This window comes from Paenibacillus hebaui, assembly GCF_051934385.1.
Taxonomy (GTDB): Bacteria; Bacillota; Bacilli; order Paenibacillales; family Paenibacillaceae; genus Paenibacillus.
In genome coordinates this window covers 2,091,127-2,111,245 of the sequence record NZ_CP196836.1, presented here as the reverse complement: position 1 = coordinate 2,111,245, position 20,119 = coordinate 2,091,127, and the positions used below count along the sequence as shown (strand labels likewise).

Annotated in this window: 17 protein-coding genes; 3 read left to right on the top strand and 14 right to left on the bottom strand. The window is 47.7% G+C overall.

Annotated features, from left to right (window positions below):
- Positions 1-103 precede the first annotated feature (103 nt).
- Positions 104-976 (bottom strand): SDR family oxidoreductase, encoded by an 873-nt coding sequence (locus tag ACR32F_RS09605; RefSeq protein ID WP_440118350.1) that lies wholly within the window; start codon positions 974-976, stop codon positions 104-106.
- A 395-nt stretch (positions 977-1,371) separates the two neighbouring features.
- Between ACR32F_RS09605 and ACR32F_RS09600 the strand changes: the two genes are divergently transcribed.
- Positions 1,372-2,931 carry a histidine kinase N-terminal 7TM domain-containing protein gene (locus ACR32F_RS09600; RefSeq protein WP_440118348.1) on the top strand — a complete coding sequence of 520 codons (1,560 nt, stop codon included), beginning with the start codon at positions 1,372-1,374 and terminating at the stop codon, positions 2,929-2,931.
- 220 nt (positions 2,932-3,151) lie between these two features.
- On the opposite strand, the gene ACR32F_RS09595 is transcribed toward ACR32F_RS09600, so the two are convergent.
- The 4 genes from ACR32F_RS09595 to citZ all read right to left on the bottom strand — a co-directional run bounded on the left by ACR32F_RS09595 (position 3,152) and on the right by citZ (position 7,233).
- Complete coding sequence (locus ACR32F_RS09595) at positions 3,152-3,577, bottom strand: hypothetical protein (RefSeq protein ID WP_440118346.1); 426 nt, start codon at positions 3,575-3,577, stop codon at positions 3,152-3,154.
- A gap of 144 nt (positions 3,578-3,721) precedes the next feature.
- Positions 3,722-4,663 carry a malate dehydrogenase gene (gene mdh / locus ACR32F_RS09590; protein ID WP_440118344.1) on the bottom strand — a complete coding sequence of 314 codons (942 nt, stop codon included), beginning with the start codon at positions 4,661-4,663 and terminating at the stop codon, positions 3,722-3,724.
- A gap of 15 nt (positions 4,664-4,678) precedes the next feature.
- Positions 4,679-5,971, bottom strand: coding sequence for an NADP-dependent isocitrate dehydrogenase (gene icd, locus ACR32F_RS09585; protein ID WP_440118342.1), 1,293 nt, complete (start codon positions 5,969-5,971; stop codon positions 4,679-4,681).
- Between the two features lie 149 nt (positions 5,972-6,120).
- Positions 6,121-7,233, bottom strand: a complete 1,113-nt coding sequence (citZ, locus tag ACR32F_RS09580) for a citrate synthase (protein ID WP_440118340.1) — start codon at positions 7,231-7,233, stop codon at positions 6,121-6,123.
- A gap of 468 nt (positions 7,234-7,701) precedes the next feature.
- On the opposite strand from citZ, the gene ytvI reads away from it, so the two are divergent.
- Entirely contained in the window at positions 7,702-8,820 is a 1,119-nt protein-coding gene (gene ytvI / locus ACR32F_RS09575; protein WP_440118338.1) for a sporulation integral membrane protein YtvI, read from the top strand.
- Between the two features lie 107 nt (positions 8,821-8,927).
- Here the strand turns inward: ytvI and ACR32F_RS09570 are convergent, their stop codons facing one another.
- The 9 genes from ACR32F_RS09570 to ACR32F_RS09530 all read right to left on the bottom strand — a co-directional run bounded on the left by ACR32F_RS09570 (position 8,928) and on the right by ACR32F_RS09530 (position 19,503).
- Positions 8,928-9,326 carry an FxsA family protein gene (locus tag ACR32F_RS09570; RefSeq protein WP_440118336.1) on the bottom strand — a complete coding sequence of 133 codons (399 nt, stop codon included), beginning with the start codon at positions 9,324-9,326 and terminating at the stop codon, positions 8,928-8,930.
- 6 nt (positions 9,327-9,332) lie between these two features.
- On the bottom strand, positions 9,333-9,839 hold the full coding sequence (locus tag ACR32F_RS09565; protein ID WP_440118334.1) for an acyl-CoA thioesterase: 507 nt from the start codon (positions 9,837-9,839) through the stop codon (positions 9,333-9,335).
- 130 nt (positions 9,840-9,969) lie between these two features.
- Positions 9,970-11,397, bottom strand: a complete 1,428-nt coding sequence (pyk, locus tag ACR32F_RS09560; protein ID WP_440118332.1) for a pyruvate kinase — start codon at positions 11,395-11,397, stop codon at positions 9,970-9,972.
- Positions 11,398-11,502: 105 nt separating this feature from the next.
- A complete protein-coding gene (locus ACR32F_RS09555; RefSeq protein ID WP_440118330.1) occupies positions 11,503-12,534 on the bottom strand; it encodes an acetyl-CoA carboxylase carboxyltransferase subunit alpha in 1,032 nt (343 codons plus the stop codon).
- The gene (accD, locus tag ACR32F_RS09550) at positions 12,535-13,428 is read right to left on the bottom strand and encodes an acetyl-CoA carboxylase, carboxyltransferase subunit beta (RefSeq protein WP_440118328.1); all 894 of its coding nucleotides are present in this window, start codon (positions 13,426-13,428) and stop codon (positions 12,535-12,537) included.
- 63 nt (positions 13,429-13,491) lie between these two features.
- Positions 13,492-13,812, bottom strand: coding sequence for a hypothetical protein (locus ACR32F_RS09545; RefSeq protein WP_440118326.1), 321 nt, complete (start codon positions 13,810-13,812; stop codon positions 13,492-13,494).
- 22 nt (positions 13,813-13,834) lie between these two features.
- Positions 13,835-14,023 carry a hypothetical protein gene (locus ACR32F_RS09540; protein ID WP_017689496.1) on the bottom strand — a complete coding sequence of 63 codons (189 nt, stop codon included), beginning with the start codon at positions 14,021-14,023 and terminating at the stop codon, positions 13,835-13,837.
- Positions 14,024-14,298: 275 nt separating this feature from the next.
- A complete protein-coding gene (locus tag ACR32F_RS09535) occupies positions 14,299-14,790 on the bottom strand; it encodes a phosphatidylglycerophosphatase A family protein (RefSeq protein ID WP_440118324.1) in 492 nt (163 codons plus the stop codon).
- Between the two features lie 615 nt (positions 14,791-15,405).
- A complete protein-coding gene (locus tag ACR32F_RS09530; RefSeq protein ID WP_440118322.1) occupies positions 15,406-19,503 on the bottom strand; it encodes a DNA polymerase III subunit alpha in 4,098 nt (1,365 codons plus the stop codon).
- A 275-nt stretch (positions 19,504-19,778) separates the two neighbouring features.
- On the opposite strand from ACR32F_RS09530, the gene ACR32F_RS09525 reads away from it, so the two are divergent.
- A complete protein-coding gene (locus tag ACR32F_RS09525; protein ID WP_440118320.1) occupies positions 19,779-20,108 on the top strand; it encodes a YtrH family sporulation protein in 330 nt (109 codons plus the stop codon).
- Positions 20,109-20,119: the final 11 nt, after the last annotated feature.

Here is a 20,119-nt window from a genome sequence, read left to right as displayed (position 1 = left end):
TTACATACTCATTCTACATGAAAAAGACGCACCACTCAGCCATGCTGAAGTGATACGCCTCTGTATAATCAATTCTACCCTGAATCTAAAGCTTCATAACGTATTACCCGTTCACCACTTCGCCGCCATTTACATGCATCACCTGTCCACTCACATACGAGGAATCATCCGAAGCAAGATATACATAAGCGGGAGCCAGTTCATCCGGCTGTCCCGGGCGCTTCATCGGCTGCGTTGCGCCAAACTCGCTTACTTTTTTCTCATCAAATGTGGATGGAATGAGCGGTGTCCAGATCGGTCCTGGTGCAACGGCATTGACACGAATGCCCTTCTCAACCACATTCATCGACAGAGAGCGTGTGAACGAAGTGATCGCTCCTTTGGTTGATGAATAGTCAATCAGAGTCGGACTACCACGATAGGCTGTAATGGAGGTTGTGTTAATAATCGTACTGCCTTGCTTCAGATGTGGCAGGGCTGCCTGCGTTACATAGAACATGCCAAATATATTGGTACGGAATGTACGTTCCAGCTGTTCCGGTGTAATATCCTCCAGATTCTGCTGTGGATGCTGCTCTGCTGCGTTGTTCACGACAATGTCCAGTTTGCCCAGTTCATCTACTGTCTGCTGAACCGTCTTCTTGGCAAAGGCATTATCACCAATGTCACCGGCAATTAAGATGCACTTGCATCCTTCCTGTTCGACCTGACGCTTCGTCTCTTTGGCATCTTCGTGCTCGCTCAAGTATACAATTGCCACGTCAGCGCCTTCTTTGGCGTACGTAACGGCAACAGCCCGTCCAATCCCGCTGTCCCCCCCTGTAATGAGCGCCACCTTACCTGTCAATTTGCCTGCTGCCTTGTATTCCGGCTTCTCAAATTCAGGTCTGGGATGCATCTCCGATTCAATTCCGGGACGTTGATCCTGATGTTGGGCAGGCATCGTTTTTTGGTTTTGTTGTGTATTGGTTGACATCTAACATTCTCCTCTCAAAATGAACAAGTTTGAATTACAGAAGACACGGACATCAATTGCACACTTCCTTGTCTCTTGTTCTCTGATAAAGTCACATTCTGTAGGATGGCATGAATAGTCCAGATTATTCTTCTGCGATGAACAGCAACCCAAGTCTGTTTGCTGTCTCTAATCGTTATTTACCACGCTCTGTGGATATCAAACAAACGAATATCACTATTGTATGTTTTGCCAAAAGTTCAAACTTTTTTCGGATTTAGACTGTTTCCGGATACCAAGTGTATTCCTATGCTACTTGGGCTGATGTACAATGTACAGTATACAGATCAGATATGCTTTGACTATTACACATCTAAAGCTTAACCAACATTCTAACCTGACATGGAGACCTAACAATGGAATCGCACATTAATTCTTATATAACACTAGTAGCCACTTCAGCTGTGCTGAATGCTTTTCTGTGTTTATATACGTATTTTAGAAGATCCGAGATCCCCAGTTCGAAAATATTCATCCTCTATACAGCAGCACTTTCCGTCTACACCTTCGGATATGCGATTGAGCTGTCCAGCAATACGTTGGAACAGATGAAGTTCTGGACGACTGTGGAGTATATGGGCATACCCTTCTCCGCGTCTCTCGGTTTAATCCTGATGATACAATACACGGGAAGAACTTTATCCAAGAAGGTAACTGCCGCGCTGTTTGTAATCCCTTCTATTACGCTATTTATGGTGGCAACGAATGACTTTCATCATCTTTTCTATAAAAAGGTGTGGCTAAGAGAGAACAGTTCTGTACCTCTAATGGATATTGCCGTAGGGCAATGGTACGTTGTTCATGGTGCGTTTACCTTCTCCTGTCTGTTATGTGCATGCCTGATTCTGATCCGACAATGGAAACATACGAAAAGGATGTATCGCCGTCAGTTACTCACACTGATCTCCTCACAGATTATTCCCATGGTGGCGGCCTTCCTATATTTGCTTGGCCTGACTCCAGAAGGGATGGACCCTGTTCCGGTGCTCATGTGCATTACATCCGCAATGTATATCTGGGCGATTCTATCCTCACGTCTTCTTACCATCGTACCGATCGCCAAGGATAGTATCTTCGAGAGCATGCGTGAGGGCGTTATCGTGCTGGATAGCTATAATCGACTGGTCGACTACAACAAGTCTCTGCGTGATATGCTGCCAGAGCTGGAGTTAAGCATGGTAGGTCAACATTTAAATGATATTTGGCTTTCGCTGGCTGGAGAGAGTTTTCCTGTGGAATATGGCAGGGAAGGCCTGCAAACGGATCTGTACTGGCAACTAAACGGAGAAACGGTCTGTTATCAGGTCAGGACTTCTTATGTCCATGACAAAGATACCCAGGCAGTAGGCACGCTGATTATGCTTATTGACATTACGGAGCAGCGATTTCTACAAGAACAACTGAAACAACTGGCTTATTTCGATGGTCTTACAAAAATATATAATCGTACACAATTCCTGCACAAAGGTCGGGAAATTCTGAGTGAAGCCCTGCTTAATCTGCAGCCAGCATCTGTTATTTTATTTGACATTGATCACTTCAAACGAATCAATGATACCTATGGACATGAGGTTGGCGATCAGGCCATCATTCATGTAGTCTCTGTGTGTAATCGATATCTGAGCTCAGAGATGTTATTCGCCAGGTATGGAGGAGAGGAGTTTGTGATCGCTATTCCCAACGCGCATCTCAAGGATGGCGAGCAGCTCGCAGAAACGCTGAGAGTTGCTATGTTCAATGATCCACTGGATGTGCAGGGTATTTCTATTCCGCTGACTTCAAGCTTTGGGGTTGCACAATATAATGGTGAATCGGATTCCCTGGAGTCCCTGTTGCGCGATGCCGACACTGCTCTGTACGAGTCCAAGCGCAATGGCCGTAATGCCGTGTACGCACATGCTGTAAGTATGGCGTGACCGAATAACGCTATTTATCAAATGTAAAGCTGTTGTTTAACGCTATCGCTATGCCGGATGCCGATCTCATGAGTCAACGCAAAAATAGACAGCCTATGAGGCTGTCTATTTTCATCTGCTAGAACAAGCTAGTTACCCTATACGACTGGCTTGTCCAAGTGTAAGTGCAAGCGCTTTAAGTTCCAATTCGCAGATATCGTGTGATCATCTGCAACATGACTTAGATCACCTGATTATTCACCATCAGATATACCATAATGAGCAGGAACACAGCGAGCAATGTACTGAACATGCGGATCTTACTTTGCTCAGGTCCCACATCGCGCTTGCTTTTCACACCTTCTGCTGCCATTCGCAGCGGTTTACCCATAATTCCACCAATAGCGGCAATAGCCAGCAGCAGAACGACAACTACAGCCATCCACAGATGAGAATACTCGCCTTTCGTCATCAGGTAACCACCCGTAAGAAGCTGAATCACAAGTCCATACTGCGCGATTTTGTTCAAAGAACGAAGCGACGTAAATGCCCCTTCTTGTGCCGCAGCACTCAAGGTACGGATTTTGCCAACTACGAATGGCAAGATCAGATAAAATCCCATCGCCAGTGCTCCAACAATATGAAGCAGATACATAATCATTGTCAAAATTTTCATCCTCCTCAAAAAATTTCAGTTCAGTGTGCTATATATCACATCACATCTCATTATACTGGGGAACTTATCCAAAGAAAAGAAAACCTCCGATAATCCGGAGGTTTTCTCTGTATTCCTGTCATAAAGTTTTCAAACTTATAGTTTCACTACGGAAATGACGTTGCGAACCGAATCAGCGGATTTGTCCAACCCCGCTTTTTCTTCTGCAGTCAGCTCCAGTTCAAAAATCTTCTCAATCCCGTTGCCGCCCAGAATCGTTGGTACACCGAGGAACAAGTCATTATAACCATACTCTCCTTCGAGGTAAGCAATAACCGGAATGATCCGTTTCTTGTCTTTCAGAATGGCTTCGGTCATTTGTACCAGTGAAGCTGCCGGTGCATAGTACGCACTACCATTACCGAGCAGGTTTACGATCTCTCCGCCGCCAACACGTGTGCGCTGAACAATGGACTCGATGCGATCTGCCGATATCAGCGTATCGATTGGAATACCACCAACGCTGGAATAACGAACGAGTGGCACCATATCGTCTCCGTGTCCGCCAAGAACGAATCCACGAACATCTTCAACCGATACATTTAACTCTTGCGCGATGAATGTGCAATACCGTGCAGTATCCAGGACACCGGACTGACCGATCACACGGTTTTTAGGGAAACCAAGTGTCTGATAAGCTGCATACGTCATTGCATCTACCGGGTTGCTCAAAATAATGACAATAGAATCAGGGCAATATTTTTTCACATTTTCACATACGGACTTCACAATTCCTGCGTTGGTATTGACCAAATCATCACGACTCATGCCCGGTTTGCGGGCAATCCCGGCCGTAATGATGACAATCTCGGAGCCTGCAGCATCTTCGTAGTTGGAAGTACCTACGATATTGCTGTCAAAGCCTTGAACAGGACTGGCTTCCAACATATCGAGTGCTTTGCCTTTCGTTGGGTTTTCCAGTTGAGGAATATCAACTAGTACAACATCCCCAAGTTCTTTTTGGGCAAGCATCAAAGCCGTTGTAGCTCCAGTAAATCCGGCACCAACTACTGTGATTTTTTTGCGCTGAATAGTCACGATTTTAGTCACCCCTTACAGGTTTTTAATGATTTGATCTGCGAATTCAGAACATTTCACTTCAGTCGCGCCATCCATCAGACGTGCAAAATCGTAAGTAACTGTTTTGTTGTTGATAGACGTTTCCATACCTTTGTAGATCAGGTTAGCCGCTTCTTGCCATCCCAAGTGCTCAAGCAACATAACGCCGGACAGAATAACGGAACCAGGGTTCACGACATCTTTGTCCGCATATTTAGGTGCTGTACCATGAGTCGCTTCGAAGATGGCATGTCCAGTTACATAGTTGATGTTCGCTCCAGGAGCGATACCAATTCCGCCAACTTGCGCTGCAAGTGCATCGGACAGATAGTCACCATTCAGGTTCAATGTAGCGATAACATCGAATTCACCTGGACGTGTCAATACTTGTTGCAAAGCGATATCTGCGATTGCATCCTTAACGATAATTTTGCCAGCATCTTCAGCCGCTTTTTGCGCTGCATTCGCTGCATCCGTACCGTCTTTTTCCTTAATTACATCATATTGTGCCCAAGTGAATACTTTGTCGCCAAACTCTTCTTCAGCCACTTCGTAACCCCAGTTTTTGAAGGCACCTTCCGTAAATTTCATGATGTTGCCTTTGTGTACCAATGTTACAGTCTTACGGTTGTGTTCGATTGCATACTCCACTGCTGCACGTACCAGACGTTTCGAACCTTCCGAAGATACAGGCTTAATACCAATACCCGAAGTTTCAGGGAAACGAATTTTGTTAGCGCCCATTTCTTGTTGCAGGAACTGAATCACTTTCTTCACTTCTTCAGAACCTTCTGCATACTCGATACCAGCATAGATATCTTCTGTATTCTCACGGAAAATGACCATGTCTACCAATTCAGGACGTTTAACCGGAGAAGGTACACCGTCGAAATAACGAACAGGACGCAAGCATGTGTACAAGTCAAGTTCTTGACGCAATGCTACGTTGAGGGAACGAATTCCGCCACCGATTGGTGTAGTCAAAGGACCTTTAATCGCTACGATATACTCACGAATGGCTTCAAGCGTATCGTTCGGCAGCCACTCTCCGTATGTATTGAATGCTTTTTCGCCAGCAAACACTTCGTACCATGCGATTTTTTTGTTGCCATCATATGCTTTCTCAACAGCTGCATCCAATACACGCTTGGAAGCTTTCCAGATGTCACGGCCTGTACCGTCACCTTCGATAAATGGGATGATCGGGTTATTAGGTACTTGCAATGTACCATTATCAATCTGAATTTTTTCGCCTTCAGTTGGATGAGCAAATTTTTCTAATTTCATTAGTATAATTCCTCCTTGGTTTCGTATGAGCAGTATGATAATATACCGCTTGTCTTATTGGGAGAGGGGTTATAAACACGCGGCTAATTATAGCCAACACGGTTCAACCCTTCACCCCATCCTTGTTTATTATACCGTTTTTGTTGCCATTAGCGAAGTTCAATCGTAACGTACTTCTGTTCTGTTGGGCCTGTGTACTCGGCACGAGGACGAATGATACGGTTATCCGCAAGCTGTTCCAGAATATGAGCGGTCCAACCTGACACCCGGCTGATGGCAAAGATCGGTGTGAACAGTTCATGTTCAATACCCAACTGGGTATATACGGAAGCAGAATAGAAATCCACATTCGGTTTCAGGCCTTTTTGCCCTGTCACCAATTCCTCAATCTTCACAGACATATCATACAGACGTGTATCATTGTTCAGCTCGCCCAGTTCCTTGGACATCTTCTGCAGATGTTTGGCACGTGGATCACCGTTTTTGTAAACGCGGTGTCCAAAGCCCATGATCTTTTCACGGTTATTCAATTTTTCCTGAATAGCTGCTTCCAGACGTTCCGGTGTGCCGATTTCATTCAGCATTTTCATAACGGCTTCGTTTGCACCGCCATGCAATGGTCCCTTCAGTGCACCAATGGCAGAAGTTACACCCGAATAAATATCAGACAATGTGGCTACCGTTACACGGGCTGCAAATGTAGAAGCATTCAACTCGTGATCCGCATGCAGGACAAGTGCCTGATCGAGGGCTTTCACAGCGGTCTCAGATGGTTCTTCACCAGTCATCATATATAAAAAGTTCTCTGCGATGGAAGCGCCTTCTTTTGGAGGAACAGGTTCTTTGCCCTGACGGATACGGGCGATAGCTGCCACAATCGTTGGCAATTGTGCTTGTAACTTAACAGCTTTGTTCTCATTCGCTTCCGTTGTCATCTCGTCAGCCTGCTCATCATACAGAGCCAGTGCGGATACGGCGGAACGCAACGCTGCCATGGTGCTCATGTTTTTCGGATACAATCGGATTTGTGCAATCAACTCGCTCGGAATCGGCGCGTAATCGCTCAGGCTTTTGCGAAGGGATTTCAGTTCATCCGTGGTCGGCAATTTACCAAACCACAGTAAATACGCAACTTCTTCAAAGCTTGCATGTTCAGCCAAATCGTCAATATCGTAACCACGGTATGTAAGCACACCGTCTACGATGGAACTGATCGAGGAGGTTGTTGCAACGATGCCTTCCAGACCTTTGGTAGCTGTCATATTACATCTCTCCTTTAATAAACGAAATCAAGAACCAATTCAGAATCTCATGTGAGTACTAAACGCACTCATCCTCTTTTGTAAACATTTACATTTTAAAATGTATAAATACCTTAAAACCCGATTTTCTCATATGTCAATCGGCATTTCCTTATAACATCATACTGGATTTTGTCGTTTATGTGAACAAGATGAAAGGTCATTCGCACATCAAACTTCTTTATCAGACCGATAAAGCATTTTTGAAAGCCTTTACAAAAGCAAGGTTGACATTTTATTCTTTTTATACAATAAGGTGTTACTAATCAACTTTCTATTGCTATATTTTGTGAAAATGAGGCATACTCTAGGCAAAAGAAAAGAGAATATTTGACAACCTCCCGGCGTTTCAGAACGGTATATTTGCTCTATATTAACTAGATAGTTACCTTTATGGGCAGCCTCGAATTCGATAAGGAGAGTTGATGCTTGGACAGAATCATAATGAAACGCCTATTGCGCGGCTTATGGGTCATTATCGCGACCATTCTGATTGCCGTTGCCATATACCTGCTATCCCCTTTATTATATCCCTTTGCCATTGCCTGGATTGTCGCCTATGCGATGAATCCGCTAGTGAAGCTGCTTCAGTACAAAGCACGATTCCCGCGCTGGTTAGCCGTGACCCTGTCACTAATCCTCTATTTTGGGGCCATTGTTGTGGTGCTGTCGGCGGCTGTTACTCGCATGGTGAAAGAAGTCATTTCACTTACGACGAGCTTCGACCTTCATGTCGATGAGATCAAGGAAACGTTTGTCCGTTGGACTCAGAATGATACGATTCAAAGTTTGACAGCGCAGATTAATGAATTTTACAAGGAAAATCCTAATTATCAGGAAACCATCAACAGTAATATTAGCAAAACCACGGAAACCGTGGGTACTGCTGTGACGGATCTGGTCACCGGATTTTTCAATATGATTCTGAATCTACTTACTTCTCTGCCCAATATGGGAGCGGTATTAATCGTTGTTCTTCTGTCTACCTTTTTTATTAGCAAAAGTTGGTCTCGTCACAGCATTACCGTCTCAGGTTGGGTGCCTTCATCCATTCGCAAGCCGATTACCGACATCTGGAATGATCTAAAAAAAGCACTGTTCGGTTACGCACGAGCCCAGTTGATCATGATCTCCATCACCGCATTGTTTGTCATGATCGGATTGATTGTCTTGCAGGTCAAGTCTGCCTTTACGATTGCTTTACTCATCGGTCTGGTGGATCTGCTACCCTATCTCGGTGTCGGTCTGGTTATGGTGCCCTGGGCAGCATACCTGTTCATGAACGGGGATCTGTACCTGGGCATTGGCATCAGCATTGTGTATCTTATTGTACTGATCGCCCGGCAAATCATTGAACCGAAAGTCCTCGCCAGCAGTGTCGGGTTGGACCCTCTTGCCACTCTGGTTGGCATGTTTGTTGGACTGAAGCTGTTCGGTGTACTTGGCTTGATCATCGGCCCAGTGAGCCTGGTTATCCTGGATGCGTTCAACCGCGCCAACGTTCTTCGTGATCTTAGAACGTACATTATTAATGGACGGGTCCGATGAAATAATCACTTTCTTCTACACACATACAGAATGATAAAGGCTCCGACCAGCAGATACATCTCTGCTGGTCGGAGCCTCTTCAATTCAGGTAGTGAATTATTCTATTCTTATTTCGGACGGCGGTAAAACTTAATACTGCCGTTTTTCATTTTTTTCTCCAGCCAGCCCAGGAAGAATAGACGGTACACTGAACGTGTTAACGGAAATAATAGTGTAAATCCAATCAGGTCTGTAATAAATCCTGGGATGAGCAGCAAAAAACCACCGACAAAAATAAAAAGACCATCTACCATTTTCCTTCCAGGCACCTTACCGCGCTCCATCTCAGCTTTGGCATCTACAAGTACTTTTCGCCCCTCAAACTGCAACATTGCTATACCAATCAAGGACGTGAGAACCATGAGAAGCAATGTTTTCCCGGCTCCGATCCAGTCACTCATCAGAATGAAACCAAACAGTTCAATAACCGGAATGATTAATAGTACAGCCCACATCCATCTTCGCATTACATATTACCCCTTTCCTGAAAGCCACACCTTCTCAAGCGCGCTGTAGAGCTCAGAGGCTGCCTTATCCAGCCTGACCGGCTTCCAGTCCCCATTGACCCATACATGCTGGGTAGAGCCTGTAACTAATCGTTCGCCGGGGAGTGACTCATCGGAAGACCATACCCGTTCGCCGATGCTGATATGCTCATCAAGGCCTGCCGTCATGCGTCTTACGTCATACTCATAGTTCAGTCGCAGACCACTGAATGCAGCAATCCGGGTGAAAATGATAATTTCGTCATCATACCGGGCAGGTTTATGATACTTCACATCCAGTCCTGTTACGGGAAGCAGTAACCCCTGTTCTTCCATTTTACGATATGTATACCCCATTTGGCGAATCATCTCGGTTCGACCGATTTCAAACCAATTCAAATAGTTGGCGTGATAGACAACTCCCATCTGGTCACTCTCTTGATAACGCACGCGAAGGCGTGCCGCGTACCAGCTACCATGACTCTGTTGTTGCATGTTATCGGCCTCCTTCGATATACCAATCAGTACGTGTTCAACGGCTGTAACGTGTCATAAAGATGGAAAAAAAGCAACGGGACGTAAACGCCCCATTGCTTCATTCCTGTTGCTTCTCATCCAAAAGCTATTATGCCTTGTTTGGAATTTGGCTTACTTTGATCAGGTTCGTGGAACCGGAACGGCCCAAAGGTACACCTGCTGTGATGACAACCAGGTCTCCTTCTTTCACGAGTCCGGATTTCACGCCGCCTTCAATTGCATTTTCAAACAATGCGTCAGTGGAATCAACAAGTCTTCCTTTGACTGGTGTTACACCCCAAGCCAATGCAAGACGGCGGGAAGTTCTGTCTTCCGTTGTCACTGCGATGATTGGAGATTCAGGACGATATTTGGAGATCATACGTGCTGTATGTCCAGATTCAGTCGAGGTAATGATCGCTTTCGCGTTCAGATCTTGAGCTGACAGAGCAACCGATTGGCTGATTGCTTCCGTAACCGTTGTTTGTTGAGCAACACGTTGTTTCAGATAAAGCTCTTGGTAAGGCAGAGCCGATTCTGCTTTTTCGGCAATACGGGACATCGTCAGAACGGATTCAACAGGGTATTTACCCGCAGCTGTCTCACCGGACAACATGATCGCGTCCGTACCGTCAAAGATTGCATTCGCCACGTCACTTGCTTCCGCACGTGTTGGACGCGGGTTACGCTGCATGGAATCCAGCATTTGTGTAGCTGTAATAACCGGTTTGCCTGCAACGTTACATTTTTGGATCATGCGTTTTTGTACCAGTGGTACTTCTTCCGCAGGAATCTCTACACCCAGGTCTCCACGAGCAACCATCAGGCCGTCAGACACTTCAAGGATTTCGTCCAGGTTGTCGACACCCTGTTGATTTTCGATTTTGGAGATGATTTGGATATGTCCGGCATTGTGTTTCTCAAGCAGTTCACGAATCTCAAGTACGTCACTTGCTTTACGAACAAAAGAAGCCGCGATGAAATCGACACCTTGCTCGATACCAAATACGATATCGTTAGCATCTTTTTCAGTAATACCCGGCAGAGAAATGGCAACGCCCGGAACGTTAACACCTTTTTTGCTTTTGATCGAACCACCGTTAACGATACGGCATTTGATCTCGGTGCCTTGCACTTCCACCACAGTCAGTCCGATCAGACCGTCGTCGATCAGAATTGTAGATCCCGGTTCAACATCATTCGGAAGATCTGTATACGTAATGGAAAGACGTTCTTTGGTGCCCAGAATTTCTTCTGTTGTCAAAGTGATGTACTCGTCTTGAACCAGTTCGATCGGCTCAACTTCGAGTTTACCTGTCCGAATTTCCGGTCCCTTGGTGTCCAGCAGGATCGCTACAGTCTTGTTCAGCTCTTCGCATGCTTGGCGAATCGCAATGATCCGTCCGCCGTGCTCATCGAAATCACCGTGGGAGAAGTTCAGACGGGCCACATTCATACCGGCCATAATCAGTTTTTTGGTGTTCTCCAGTGATTCACTGGATGGACCAATGGTACATACAATTTTCGTTTTGCGCATTTTGGGTTTCCTCCGATTTTAAAGGTCTATCTTTATATCTATTTTTCTTTTTCCAACTATTAAATTTACTATACTTTTGCTCATTTGTATAGGAAATTTGTCACATCATTCAGCATTTCCCGACAAATTACTCCCTACGTCGACTTCCACAGGCACTTGAGGAGCTTCAATCGGCGCATGAGGTTCGAAAGTGACGGAACCAATTTTGCGGAATTTCTCATACCGATCCTGTTTCAACTGATCTGCGCTCCAGCCCTTCATCTCATCCAGATGACGAACCAAAGCTCCACTGATCGCAGCAGCGGTCGCCTCATAATCCCGGTGAGCACCGCCTCGTGGCTCAGGGATGATATCTTCAATGACCTCCATCTCCAGAAGGTCTTTGGCCGTTATTTTCATCGCTTCAGCCGCCTGATCTGCCTTGGTTGCATCTTTCCAGAGAATAGAAGCAGCCCCGTTCGGAGAGATCGCAGAGTAGATCGCATGCTCCAGCATCAACACACGGTTACCCACAGCCATAGCGAGGGCACCGCCGCTTCCACCTTCGCCGATGACCACAACAATAACAGGAACCGGAAGTTTCGCCATTTCCATCAGGTTGCGGGCAATAGCTTCCGATTGACCTCTCTCTTCTGCAGTATTACCCGGATACGCCCCTTTAGTATCAATAAATGTAATAATTGGACGACCGAATTTAGCTGCTTGCTTCATCAAACGCAGCCCTTTTCGGAAACCTTCCGGATGTGCGCTCCCGAAAAAGCGGGCGATATTATCCTTCGTATCTTTCCCCCGCTGTTGTCCGATAACCGTTACCGTTTTTCCGTTCAGCTTCGCCAGTCCACCAACGACCGCCAGATCGTCTCCAAACATACGGTCGCCGTGCAGCTCAATGAAATCCGTAAAGATCAGCTGAATCAGATCCAATGCCGTCGGACGCTGCTGATGCCGCGCCAGATGCATTTTCTGTGCGGCTGTTATGCCAGAGTAAATCTCTTCTTCCAGTCTATGATAACGTTCTTCCAGGCGGGCAATTTCGTCTGTAAAGTCGATGCCTTTTTCCTGTCCAAACTGTACAAGCTCCTCAATCTTTTGGCGCATCTCAACCAGAGGCGCTTCATATGGCAACTCTCCCGCCATTTAGACCCCTCCTTTTTCACTATGCATATCCAGAAGCTTGCCAAGGGTGGTTCGAAGTTCTTTCCGGTGAACCACCAAATCCAGCTGACCATGCTGCATATTAAACTCTGCCGTTTGGAAATCATCCGGCAATTTCTGACGAATCGTCTGCTCGATGACAATTCGGCCGGCAAAACCAAATACGGCTCCAGGTTCAGCAATATTAATATCGCCCAGACTCGCAAAACTAGCCGAGACTCCGCCTGTAGTCGGATCCGTGATCACCGAGATATACAAGCCACCCTGTTCATCCAAACGAGACAAGGCTGCGCTTGTTTTGGCCATTTGCATGAGACTAAGAATACTCTCCTGCATCCGGGCACCGCCTGAGGTAGAGAATATAATTAGAGGCAAGCTCTTTTCTGTCGCAAGCTCGATTGCACGGGTAATCTTCTCCCCCACAACCGAACCCATGCTGCCAGTAAAGAAGTCAAAGCTCATCACAGCCACAACGACAGGAAGACCCTCAATGGTGCCTTCCCCCGTAATTACTGCTTCCTTCAGTCCTGACTTCAAGCGTTGTTGTTCCAATTTATTGCTATATCCAGGAAAGCCAAGCGGATCAACCGATATCATATCAGCGTCATGCTCAACAAACCCTTGATCATCAAGTACCATAGCAATGCGTTCCATTGCGTTGAGACGCATGTGGTAACCGCAAGCAGGACATACTTTCAGGTTTTTCTCCAATTCCTTGCTATATTGAATCGTGCCGCATTTGCTGCACTTGTTCATAAGCCCTTCAGGTATTTCACGTTTTGGGCGTTCTCCGGCTTCCTGGCCTTCGCCGCGAAGCGCACGCTCGGAAGGTATGGTAGCGTACTTTCGTTTTTTCTGGAATATATCTTTGAACACAACTACACCTCTTCAGCCGTTGATTTGATGGCCGCAACCTGCAGTCCGCTGCTTATGGCAGCTTCACCCGCGTGCTGCGGTAAACCGCTTACGACCCACACGCTGCCATGGGCCTTGTCCAGCATTCACAACAAAAAAATCCGCCGGTATTAGGCAATGATCAGCGGCTTCTGTCAGCACGATTGATGTTACCTGCAATAACCGAAAGACTGTTGCGCCGATGTTTGAATCTGTCTTGGTAGGGTCTCCGGGAGCAACCAGGTCGGTCCTTGTCCTAACAAAAAAAGAAGGAAGGACAGCAGCATACAATACATGCAAGTCGATTCCTCTCTCCGCTTTCGCGGTCAGTCCCTTATGTACCGATGGTACTTCTTCATCTGCCAAGGCACGTCTGATATCGAATGAATCAAGAATGCAGAATCGAATTCAACACTTCCTGGACCTCTTCCAATTCCCCTGAAGGGACACGAATCTCAAATTGCTGCTTGGATAAACTGATGGGACGGGTCTGTACCAGAAAACCTTCTTCCGAAAGCTTGGTCTTGATCTTGTCCGCAACCTTTGCTGTCGGTGCAATGTAAATCACCGTCCACATGCCATTTCCGCCCCCTAAGCTAATGTTCAGAGCCCGTTTATTGGACTAATGATAACATACCTCACTTTTTTTCTGCAAGGAAGGGTTCGGGACCTTTGGGGAGAAATACGGATCATGAGGGACATTTGTCCCATGAGGATAACCGATATGGTTGATGGAATTTTCTTGCCTATGAAGGACTTATAGGCCCATCAGGGCAGCACTGGCCGCCCTTGATGACCTTGAAGTGAGTAAAAGAAATAACAAAAAAAAGATGAAAATCCAAATGAAGGGGATTACAGATCCGAAGGATATTTCTTTGCTTTAATATTTTTGTGAGCAATTCGGGCAGAAGCCGCTGCAGCCAGCCCGGCAACCAGGTCGTCCAGAAACACATGGATCGCCGGACCCGCTTCGTTTAAGTCATGAATGACACCTATTTTTTCTTTGTCCAGATAACCAAAGCTGGTTAAACCGATCATACCATATACATGGGTAATGCCAAGAGCAAGAGTCTCGTCCACTCCATACAAGGATTCGTCCGCCTCCATAATGGCTTGCAGCGGTTGTGGCAGAAGACGTTTCTCAGCAAGTTCATCGAGGGCTATACCTGTATATAGCGTATATTGCACCTCACGTTTTTGCAGAACCGATTTTACGCTGGTAACACAGTCATCCATAGTCAGTTCCGGGTGGTACCCTTTTTGCAGACGATATACAATTTCCGCGATTGCATCAATCTGTACACCCCGCCGGGCCAGCATGGCTTCTACGATTTCATATGACATATCTCGACCTCCCGCATCGCTCCCCCGAGGACCCCCAGGTCCTTCGGTGTTCTCAAGTGTATGCGGCACACTCGCAAAATGTTCATAAAAAGTGCGGAGAAGTGGATGTTTGGTTTGGGATACTCCCCCGAATTCATTATATAAGATCGTACATACAGCATATGTCTGCGACCGTCTTATCCAACCGTGACAACCGCCGGGTTATCGCAAAAACAAAAACCTGTCCGGCAGTTAGCCGAACAGGTTTCATCATAAGGAATAAGGGCTACCCCATAAGTCATGAGCATGGCGTGAAAGCACATTGGCTGACCACCGTTGACATGCAGCAATTGCAGCATGCTGGGAGCCGGGCGCGGTGTACCTTTTTACCGTTATTCCGGTCTAACGAAACAAGCACACGCTATTCGCTCCAATTTCCACAGGTATGCGGTATAACGAATCACAGAGAGGCTATTTCGTTTATTTGGTCGAATTTTAGGTTCTGACGCCGTTTTGTAACGCAATAACGTCACTGAGGTTCGTTAAACTTGGCATTCCACGATTAACCACCTGTTAAGGCGTGGCAGATTCGTTAGCTCTTCGAGGCGAGAGAACAATCACTTGCGGGTCAACCTCTTATTTAATTTTGACCGTGCCTTCACCCAGCATCTTCTCCATTTCGGAAAAAAGTGAAGGTGACGGTTTAATCCGATACGCATCACTCAGCGCAAGCAGCTTCTGTTGCTGCTCATAGAAGAGCACCGTCGCCACAGGTCCAGGGTGCTGCTGTAGTAGCTGCTTCAGACGGGCGAGAAGTTCTGGCTTCTCCGCCTCCGTCGTGATCTTCACGAACACCCGCTGCTCCACCACACGCAAACCACGGCTATGCTCCCCGCTGCCAGCGGCCGGAGCGACCCGGCCAGTCAGCGAACTCGCCGGCTCCGCTGCCCCTGTGCCCGCATCGCTGCGCGCCACTGCCGGGCCCTGGCTTCCGCCGCCACGCGCAGCGGAAGCATCTACGCCTGCGCTGCTGCGCTGCGCTTCGGCTCCCGCGCCCACCGGCCGCCGCGGCGAAGCCGCCTGCGCCGGGCGCGAAGCACTGCCGCTGCCGGGCTTACCGCGCCGTTCGCGGCTGCGCAGCTGCTGTTCCAGTGCCGCCGGTGTCAGCGGCACCACTTCCTCAGCCAGCAGCTTAAACCCTTCGTCCTGCTGCTGCACCTTGGCACGCACGACGAGCAGTTCACCTTTCCCGACATGCTGCTGGCTGCGCCGCCATACCTCGGGAAAGAGAACCACTTCACAGCGTTCAATCTGGTCTTCCAGCTCCATGAACGCCATTGCCTTGCCCTGTTTCGTCGTGATCGACTTCACAGACACGACCATTCCAGCTGCGACGGCCATTGTGTCGTCGGCCGCTTCCGTCAATTCCATAATCCGGTCTGCACCGCTGGATTCGAGCACCTCTTCATAATCATCCAATGGATGACCGGATAAATATAAGCCGAGCAATTCACGTTCCAGCTCCAATTGCTGCCCCCCAGAGTAAGGAGGAATGTCTGGATATTCAATCTCCCAGTTTGGCGTCTCAACAAAGTCAAACAACTGAATTTGCAGATCCTCGCGCTCTTTGCGCCATTTCAAAGCTGCTTCCACGGTCTCATCCAGCATCCCCAGCAATTGAGCCCGGTGCCCAGGCAAAGTGTCAAACGCACCTGCCTGGATAAGCGATTCAATCACACGTTTGTTGCATACACGCAGATCAACGCGACGACAAAAATCGAGCAAGCTGTCGAAAGGTCGTTCCTGCCGGACGATCATGATACTTTCCATTGCCTGGGTACCCACGTTTTTCACAGCAGCCAGACCAAATCGTATGCCACCGGATACCGTATCTTCATCAGAATTCGGATCAGACCCTGCGTCTGTCTCCTGTACTGAAGACAATCCATGCTGCTCTGTACGCGCAGAGTCTTTCCCTTCCTTACTATGCAGCCTTTCTGCTGTAGAAACGGTCACCACTCCCGAACTTGTCCGATCCTCAGACTGCTCTGGCACAGCTGTTGCCGCTTGCCACTCGTACGCACCACCGTCTTCTTCCGGTAAAGGGCCCGGATCATCTGGCAGAGGTGCCTCCCCATAATCCGCTTCTTCGGAATAAGCAGCAGCGTCATGCCCCCCATGGTCCTCGGAGGGACTTCCATTGTCACTCTTTGCATCTTTTCCCACCGAACCGATGGATTCAGCCTTATCCGCAGTTCCTGCGCTGCTGCTGGATGACACAAAGACAGGCGTAAACAGAATACCGCTCTCATTCACATCCGGCGGAAGCACATCAATGTTCATACGCCGACACTCCACAACATACTCTGCCACTTTACGATGACTGCCCATCACGGCCGTCAACATGGATGCCATAAAATGAACGGGATAATGGGCCTTGAGATATGCTGTCTGAAAAGCAAGCACACCATAAGCAGCAGCATGTGCACGCGGAAAACCATAGTTGGCAAATTTGACAATCATATCATAGACCAGGTCTGCCTCTTCTTCGCTATACCCTTGCTTGAGACTGCCCTGCACGAAATGTCCGCGTTCCATATCCAATACTTCCCGTTTTTTCTTGGAGACCGCTCGGCGAAGCAAGTCTGCTTCACCGAGTGAGAAGCCTGCCATGCGGGAAGCAATCTGCATAATTTGTTCCTGATACACAATAATGCCGTACGTATCCTTGAGGATGGACTCCAGATCCACATGAGGGTATTCCACTTCGATCTTCCCATGCTTACCCTGAATATATTTGGATATAAACTCCATCGGACCCGGACGATACAAGGCCACCACAGAGATAATATCTTCAAATACACTTGGCTTCATCTCTTTCAGCACCCGACGAACACCAGCAGATTCCAGTTGGAATATGCCCATCGTATCGCCTCGGCCAAGCATCTCGTAGGTTAACGAATCGTCATCCGGAATTTGACGAAAATCTGGAATTTCACCATTTTCGCCAATCCAGCGCAGACAGCGTTCAATAATCGAAAGGGTACGAAGACCGAGGAAATCCATTTTGAGCAATCCAATCGACTCCAGATTTTCCATCGAATATTGGGTTAATGCCGTACCCTCACTACCCTCCTGAAGCGGCACTACATCGGTCAACGGATCACGGGAGATGACAACCCCGGCAGCATGTGTCGAGGCATGACGAGGCATACCTTCGACCTTCATAGCCATATCCAGCAACTCACGCGTTTTGGGCTTCGTCTCATACAGGGCTTTCAGTTCAGGTGTAGCCTCCATCGCCCGCTGAATATTAATACCAAGCTGCGCCGGAATCAGCTTCGCAGCCTTGTCCACTTCGCCGTAAGGCACATTCAGTGCCCGTCCGACATCCCGAACTGCAGCCCGGGCAGCCATGGTACCAAAGGTAATGATCTGCGCGACATGGGCTCTGCCATATTTTTGCGCCACATAGTCAATGACTTCGTCCCGCCGCTCATCACTGAAGTCGATATCGATATCCGGCATGGAGATCCGTTCCGGATTCAGAAACCGCTCGAAGAGCAGATTGTACTTCATGGGATCAACGTCTGTAATACGCAAGGTATAAGCAACCAGACTGCCTGCGGAGGAACCCCGGCCCGGTCCGGTAACAATCCCCTGTTGATGAGCATAGGCAATAAAGTCCCATACGATCAGGAAATAATCCGAGAATCCCATACTGTCTATTACTCGCAGCTCATAATCCAGTCGTTGTTCGAGTTCGGATCTAAGCTCCGTGTCTGTCCAGCGCGATGAATCAGCATAGCGTTCTTCCATTCCCTCTACGCACAGCTGACGCAGATATGCCGAAGGGCTGAGTCCATCGGGAAGCGGTCTGTATTCAGGCAGAATTGATTTGCCGAATTCCAGCTCCAATTCACAGGACTCCGCAATGCGGACGGTGTTAGCCAAAGCTTCAGGCATATGAGGGAACAAGCGAGCCATCTCTTCTTCGCTTTTCAGATAGAGCTGATTAGTTCCGATTCGAAGACGATTCTCATCATCTACCGTTTTTCCTGTCCCAATGCAGATCAACACATCCTGAAGCTCAGCATCCTCTTCGGACAGGTAGTGGGCATCATTGGTTGCCACAAGTGGAATATCCAGTTCGGCAGCCAGACGAATCAGCTGGGGATTCACTCTTTTTTGCTCCGAAAGCCCATGATCCTGCAGCTCCAGATAGAAATCGGGACCAAAGATATTTTTGTAGCGTAATGCCGCACGTCTCGCTTCTTCCTCACGTCCGTGCAACAAATGCTGTGGTACCTCACCGCCCAGACAAGCACTGAGGCAGATAATGCCCTCATGATGTACAGCCAGACTTTCCATATCCACACGTGGTTTATAATGAAAGCCTTCCAGATGTCCAATAGAGCATAATTTCATCAGATTGCGATAACCCGTCATGTTCTTGGCCAGCAAAATCAGATGATGGATCGGTTGATCCTTGCGGCTTCCCCGCTCTTTGCGAGACCCGGCAGTCATGTAAGCCTCGCAACCTATGATTGGCTTAATGCCTCGTTTGACGCAGGCTTTATAAAAAGGAATCGCACCATACATCACGCCGTGGTCGGTCAGCGCCAGTGTTGTCATTCCGAGATCTGCGGCTTTGTCCACGAGATCCGGAATACGCGCAGCGCCGTCCAGCAAACTATATTCACTGTGAACGTGCAAATGCACAAAAGAACTCATGTTTTTTTCTTCCTTTCGCCGCGGATAGTCGCAGCAGCCTTATTACTTACAAACCGTCTGCTGCTCTACCTTCTTCTATCATCATTTTGCATCATTCGATTCAATCTAAATTAAATATAATGAAAATATAGATTCACCCTACTTAAAGAGTACTTTATTATTCTATTTTATCATAACGCTCGGGGGCACGCCCATACAATAGAAGTACAAGCCGCTCCCCCTGTTACGGACCAAAGACAGGAGGTGTGCTGCTGGTCTGAAAGGGGTGTTGCCAGATGAGCACATTTTTATCCAAAGCCATTCTTGATTTCTTCATTGCGTTTGGGATCGTGCTGGGCGGCGCGATGATTGGAGGTGTAGGGGCCGTGGTCTCTCTCCAGCCTCCAACACAGACGATGCTTGATGTTGCCGGAAAAATAAAAATCTGGGCGCTCGCAGCGGCCGTTGGCGGGACCATTGATCCCATGCGTGTGATCGAGAGCAATGTACTGGTCGGCAATCTGTCGCCAGCGGTCAAACAAATTTTGTACCTGATCTCTGCTTTTATGGGAGCACATATGGGTACCGAACTGGTGAAATGGGTCTGCGGTGGAGGTCGGGTTTAGCATGGCCCGGG